General features: G+C 61.8%; 6 protein-coding genes. All 6 read right to left on the bottom strand.

Annotated elements, in window-relative coordinates; genetic code table 11:
• Window positions 1-15: 15 nt before the first annotated feature.
• Window positions 16-1,560 carry an IS66 family transposase gene (gene tnpC, locus B8784_RS05080; protein ID WP_084396523.1) on the bottom strand — a complete coding sequence of 515 codons (1,545 nt, stop codon included), beginning with the start codon at window positions 1,558-1,560 and terminating at the stop codon, window positions 16-18.
• A 76-nt stretch (window positions 1,561-1,636) separates the two neighbouring features.
• Window positions 1,637-1,990, bottom strand: a complete 354-nt coding sequence (gene tnpB / locus B8784_RS05075; RefSeq protein WP_084396522.1) for an IS66 family insertion sequence element accessory protein TnpB — start codon at window positions 1,988-1,990, stop codon at window positions 1,637-1,639.
• Complete coding sequence (tnpA, locus tag B8784_RS05070) at window positions 1,987-2,634, bottom strand: IS66-like element accessory protein TnpA (protein ID WP_143435299.1); 648 nt, start codon at window positions 2,632-2,634, stop codon at window positions 1,987-1,989. Before tnpA (B8784_RS05070) ends, tnpB (B8784_RS05075) begins: the two co-directional genes overlap by 4 nt.
• A 232-nt stretch (window positions 2,635-2,866) precedes the next feature.
• Complete coding sequence (gene tnpC, locus B8784_RS05065; protein ID WP_084396523.1) at window positions 2,867-4,411, bottom strand: IS66 family transposase; 1,545 nt, start codon at window positions 4,409-4,411, stop codon at window positions 2,867-2,869.
• Between the two features lie 76 nt (window positions 4,412-4,487).
• Window positions 4,488-4,841, bottom strand: a complete 354-nt coding sequence (gene tnpB / locus B8784_RS05060) for an IS66 family insertion sequence element accessory protein TnpB (RefSeq protein WP_084396522.1) — start codon at window positions 4,839-4,841, stop codon at window positions 4,488-4,490.
• Window positions 4,838-5,485: an IS66-like element accessory protein TnpA gene (gene tnpA, locus B8784_RS05055; protein ID WP_143435299.1), complete on the bottom strand. Its 648-nt coding sequence runs from the start codon at window positions 5,483-5,485 to the stop codon at window positions 4,838-4,840. Before tnpA (B8784_RS05055) ends, tnpB (B8784_RS05060) begins: the two co-directional genes overlap by 4 nt.
• Window positions 5,486-5,577 lie beyond the last annotated feature (92 nt).

Below are 5,577 nucleotides of genomic sequence, written 5' to 3'. Positions count from 1 at the left end.
GTAAGCGTCCAGTTCTTACACATCAGCGCGTAATGCAGCCCAGTTCCAGGGTAGCAGATCATCGATCTGGCTCATCGGATGGCCTTGGCTTAGGCGCTCGAGAACGTCACTCAGATAGGCGTGGGGCTCGACATCGTTGAGTTTGGCGGTCGTCAGGAGAGAAGCGATGACGGCCCATCTCTGTGCACCGCCTTCCGAGCCGGCGAACAGATGGTTCTTGCGTCCTAGCGCGACCGGGCGGATAGCGCGTTCGACAGTATTTGTATCGAGGGCGATGCGGCCATCCTCAAGGAACAGACTGAGCTGGTCCCAGCGGGTGAGCGCATAGCGGATCGCGTCGCCCAGTCCGCTGCGCGGCGGGATGCGCTGGAGTTCGGTTTCCAGCCAGGCTTTCATCGCGCGGACCAGCGGGCGGGATTTCCGGGCCCGCACGATCCGACGCTTGTTCGCGCTCTGCCCACGGATCGTGGCGTCGATAGCATAGAGCTCGGCGATCCGCTGCAACGCTTCGGCCGCGATCGGTGAGCCTGTGGCCTGGTGCACCTCGTAGAACTTGCGCCGCGCATGCGCCCAGCAGGCGGCCAGCATGATATCCCCGCCCGTGGTCAGTCGCTCGAACCCGGCATAGCCATCGACCTGCAGCACACCGCTGAAGTCCTTGAGATGGGTTTCCGGACGTTCGGCGCGCCGATCCGGGCTGTAGATATAGACAGCAGCTGGCGGCCCCGGCCCATTCCACGGTCGATTATCGCGGGCATAGACCCAGAGCCGACCTGTTCGGGTGCGCCCGCGGCCCGGATCGAGCACAGGCAGCGGCGTGTCGTCGGCGAACAGCATCTTCGAGCTGAAGACATGGCTTGCGAGCCGCTCATGCAGCGCTTCCAGCCACCAGCTGGCCCCGCCCACCCAGTTGGCAAGCGTTGATCGGTTCAGCTTCACACCTTGGCGGGCAAAGATCTGCGACTGGCGATAGAGCGGCAGGTGATCGCAATACTTGCTAACGATGACATGCGCGAGCAGGCCCGGCGTGGCCAGCCCCTTTGCGATCGGGCGTTCCGGGGCCGGTGCCTGGTGGATCTTCCCGCAGCCCCGGCAGCCATAGCGCGGGCGCTTCATCCGCAGGACACGCAGTCGCGCTGGAACATGATCCAGCATCTCGCTGACGGTTTCGCCGATGAAGTGCAGCGCACCGCCGCAACATGGGCAGGCGCTGGTCTCGGTGTCGACCGCGACATCCTCGCGTGGCAGATGCTCTGGCAGACTGAACGCGCGGGTGCGGGCTGGGCGCGGACCAGTTTCGACCAGTGTGTCTGGCGATGCGGCTTCAAGGTGCGCCACATCACTGTCCAGATCCTCCAGGCCAAGCTGGAGCTGGCCGGGATCAAGCCCCTCGGCCCGGCGACCGAACTGGCTGCGCTGCAGCGTCTTCACCATCTGGCGCAGCCGCTCGATCTCGGCCCGTGTTTCAGCACGCTCGCTGTCACGCGCCGCAGCCATCTCGCGGATCATGCGATGCAGCACATCCACGTCTTCAGGCAGGGCGGCGAGATCAAGCTCCATGGCACGGAGTTTACGATGGAATCAGCTCGTTCCGCACAGCTTTCTGCGGCCTGATTCAATCGGTCGCATCCGCGTCTCACCCCGCCCGATCAGGACGCCAGCGCTCATCCGGGGATCGCCAGTCGATGCCTTCAAGCAGGACAGAGAGCTGCCGGGCGCTGAGCTTCACCACAGCACCCTGCTCGGTCTGCATCGGCCACAGGAAACCGCCTTTCTCCAGGCGTTTCGAGAAGAGGCAGAGCCCGGTCCCATCCCAGTAGAGGATCTTGATCAGGTTCGCCTTGCGACCGCGGAACGCGAACAGATGTCCAGAGAACGGATCCTGCGCCAGCACGCCCTGAACCAGCATGGCGAGCCCATCTATACCCTTTCGCATGTCAGTGACCCCAACGGCGAGGTGCACCTTCAGACCTGATGTCGTCAGCATCATGAGAGGTCTGCCTCAAGCAGAGAGACAAGCTGCCGGACACGGTCAGGATCGACATCCTTGTCAAACCGGATTCGACGCCCACCGATAAGTTCCACCTCTATGCCAGGCGCTCCGCGTTCTATGATTATCGGCGATGGGGCGCCTGCTGACGCGCCCCCTCCACTCGCGTCTTTCTCTACTTCAACAGAAAGGAATGTGGGACTGTCCTCTGACGGGGATAGCTCATTCTTCCAGCGGAACAGCACGCGCTGAGCGATATTGTACCGTCGCGCCACGCCGCTGACCGTCCCGCCCGGTTTTTCCGTCTCGGCCACGATGCGGCGCTTGTCTTCAGGGCTGAACTGGCGCTTGCCGTTCGGCGCATCAGAGCGCGATGGCAGATATTTCGAAGGCGGCGGAATGTCCTTATCCGTCATATGACCAGTCATATGACTAAGCTGTCCGCCGCGCCGGTAGAGCACCTTTCCGCTCACACGAGACTTTTCGGTTTTGAATATGGCCCGCCAGTTACCGAACCGCTTCAGCGGTAACCCATGCGCCTCGCAATATTCACGCTGATTCAGCGTGCTACGCATCCAGGCATCGTGATGAGCCCGCCAGAAAGCCTCAAGCTCTATCTGTTTCGCCGTCTTCCGTTTCGACACCAACACCTCCTCAGATCTGTGCGGATTGCACCGTGAGAAGAAAGATCAGATGCCGCTCCTAGCGGACAAGCGTGTGAGAAATGGACGCTTACGATCAGGTTCGGAACGTCCCTGTTTCGAAAATCAAATTCCCTATTCTTTCGTTTAGGGAAATCACCCTGTAACGCGCTGTAATTACTGATTGTGGGGGTATTTCAGGCCAATCCCTGTTTAATTCGTAAGCGTCCAGTTCTTACACATCAGCGCGTAATGCAGCCCAGTTCCAGGGTAGCAGATCATCGATCTGGCTCATCGGATGGCCTTGGCTTAGGCGCTCGAGAACGTCACTCAGATAGGCGTGGGGCTCGACATCGTTGAGTTTGGCGGTCGTCAGGAGAGAAGCGATGACGGCCCATCTCTGTGCACCGCCTTCCGAGCCGGCGAACAGATGGTTCTTGCGTCCTAGCGCGACCGGGCGGATAGCGCGTTCGACAGTATTTGTATCGAGGGCGATGCGGCCATCCTCAAGGAACAGACTGAGCTGGTCCCAGCGGGTGAGCGCATAGCGGATCGCGTCGCCCAGTCCGCTGCGCGGCGGGATGCGCTGGAGTTCGGTTTCCAGCCAGGCTTTCATCGCGCGGACCAGCGGGCGGGATTTCCGGGCCCGCACGATCCGACGCTTGTTCGCGCTCTGCCCACGGATCGTGGCGTCGATAGCATAGAGCTCGGCGATCCGCTGCAACGCTTCGGCCGCGATCGGTGAGCCTGTGGCCTGGTGCACCTCGTAGAACTTGCGCCGCGCATGCGCCCAGCAGGCGGCCAGCATGATATCCCCGCCCGTGGTCAGTCGCTCGAACCCGGCATAGCCATCGACCTGCAGCACACCGCTGAAGTCCTTGAGATGGGTTTCCGGACGTTCGGCGCGCCGATCCGGGCTGTAGATATAGACAGCAGCTGGCGGCCCCGGCCCATTCCACGGTCGATTATCGCGGGCATAGACCCAGAGCCGACCTGTTCGGGTGCGCCCGCGGCCCGGATCGAGCACAGGCAGCGGCGTGTCGTCGGCGAACAGCATCTTCGAGCTGAAGACATGGCTTGCGAGCCGCTCATGCAGCGCTTCCAGCCACCAGCTGGCCCCGCCCACCCAGTTGGCAAGCGTTGATCGGTTCAGCTTCACACCTTGGCGGGCAAAGATCTGCGACTGGCGATAGAGCGGCAGGTGATCGCAATACTTGCTAACGATGACATGCGCGAGCAGGCCCGGCGTGGCCAGCCCCTTTGCGATCGGGCGTTCCGGGGCCGGTGCCTGGTGGATCTTCCCGCAGCCCCGGCAGCCATAGCGCGGGCGCTTCATCCGCAGGACACGCAGTCGCGCTGGAACATGATCCAGCATCTCGCTGACGGTTTCGCCGATGAAGTGCAGCGCACCGCCGCAACATGGGCAGGCGCTGGTCTCGGTGTCGACCGCGACATCCTCGCGTGGCAGATGCTCTGGCAGACTGAACGCGCGGGTGCGGGCTGGGCGCGGACCAGTTTCGACCAGTGTGTCTGGCGATGCGGCTTCAAGGTGCGCCACATCACTGTCCAGATCCTCCAGGCCAAGCTGGAGCTGGCCGGGATCAAGCCCCTCGGCCCGGCGACCGAACTGGCTGCGCTGCAGCGTCTTCACCATCTGGCGCAGCCGCTCGATCTCGGCCCGTGTTTCAGCACGCTCGCTGTCACGCGCCGCAGCCATCTCGCGGATCATGCGATGCAGCACATCCACGTCTTCAGGCAGGGCGGCGAGATCAAGCTCCATGGCACGGAGTTTACGATGGAATCAGCTCGTTCCGCACAGCTTTCTGCGGCCTGATTCAATCGGTCGCATCCGCGTCTCACCCCGCCCGATCAGGACGCCAGCGCTCATCCGGGGATCGCCAGTCGATGCCTTCAAGCAGGACAGAGAGCTGCCGGGCGCTGAGCTTCACCACAGCACCCTGCTCGGTCTGCATCGGCCACAGGAAACCGCCTTTCTCCAGGCGTTTCGAGAAGAGGCAGAGCCCGGTCCCATCCCAGTAGAGGATCTTGATCAGGTTCGCCTTGCGACCGCGGAACGCGAACAGATGTCCAGAGAACGGATCCTGCGCCAGCACGCCCTGAACCAGCATGGCGAGCCCATCTATACCCTTTCGCATGTCAGTGACCCCAACGGCGAGGTGCACCTTCAGACCTGATGTCGTCAGCATCATGAGAGGTCTGCCTCAAGCAGAGAGACAAGCTGCCGGACACGGTCAGGATCGACATCCTTGTCAAACCGGATTCGACGCCCACCGATAAGTTCCACCTCTATGCCAGGCGCTCCGCGTTCTATGATTATCGGCGATGGGGCGCCTGCTGACGCGCCCCCTCCACTCGCGTCTTTCTCTACTTCAACAGAAAGGAATGTGGGACTGTCCTCTGACGGGGATAGCTCATTCTTCCAGCGGAACAGCACGCGCTGAGCGATATTGTACCGTCGCGCCACGCCGCTGACCGTCCCGCCCGGTTTTTCCGTCTCGGCCACGATGCGGCGCTTGTCTTCAGGGCTGAACTGGCGCTTGCCGTTCGGCGCATCAGAGCGCGATGGCAGATATTTCGAAGGCGGCGGAATGTCCTTATCCGTCATATGACCAGTCATATGACTAAGCTGTCCGCCGCGCCGGTAGAGCACCTTTCCGCTCACACGAGACTTTTCGGTTTTGAATATGGCCCGCCAGTTACCGAACCGCTTCAGCGGTAACCCATGCGCCTCGCAATATTCACGCTGATTCAGCGTGCTACGCATCCAGGCATCGTGATGAGCCCGCCAGAAAGCCTCAAGCTCTATCTGTTTCGCCGTCTTCCGTTTCGACACCAACACCTCCTCAGATCTGTGCGGATTGCACCGTGAGAAGAAAGATCAGATGCCGCTCCTAGCGGACAAGCGTGTGAGAAATGGACGCTTAC

This window comes from Henriciella aquimarina, from assembly GCF_002088975.1.
Lineage (GTDB): Bacteria > Pseudomonadota > Alphaproteobacteria > Caulobacterales > Hyphomonadaceae > Henriciella > Henriciella aquimarina.
This window is presented reverse-complemented; position numbering and strand designations above follow the sequence as displayed.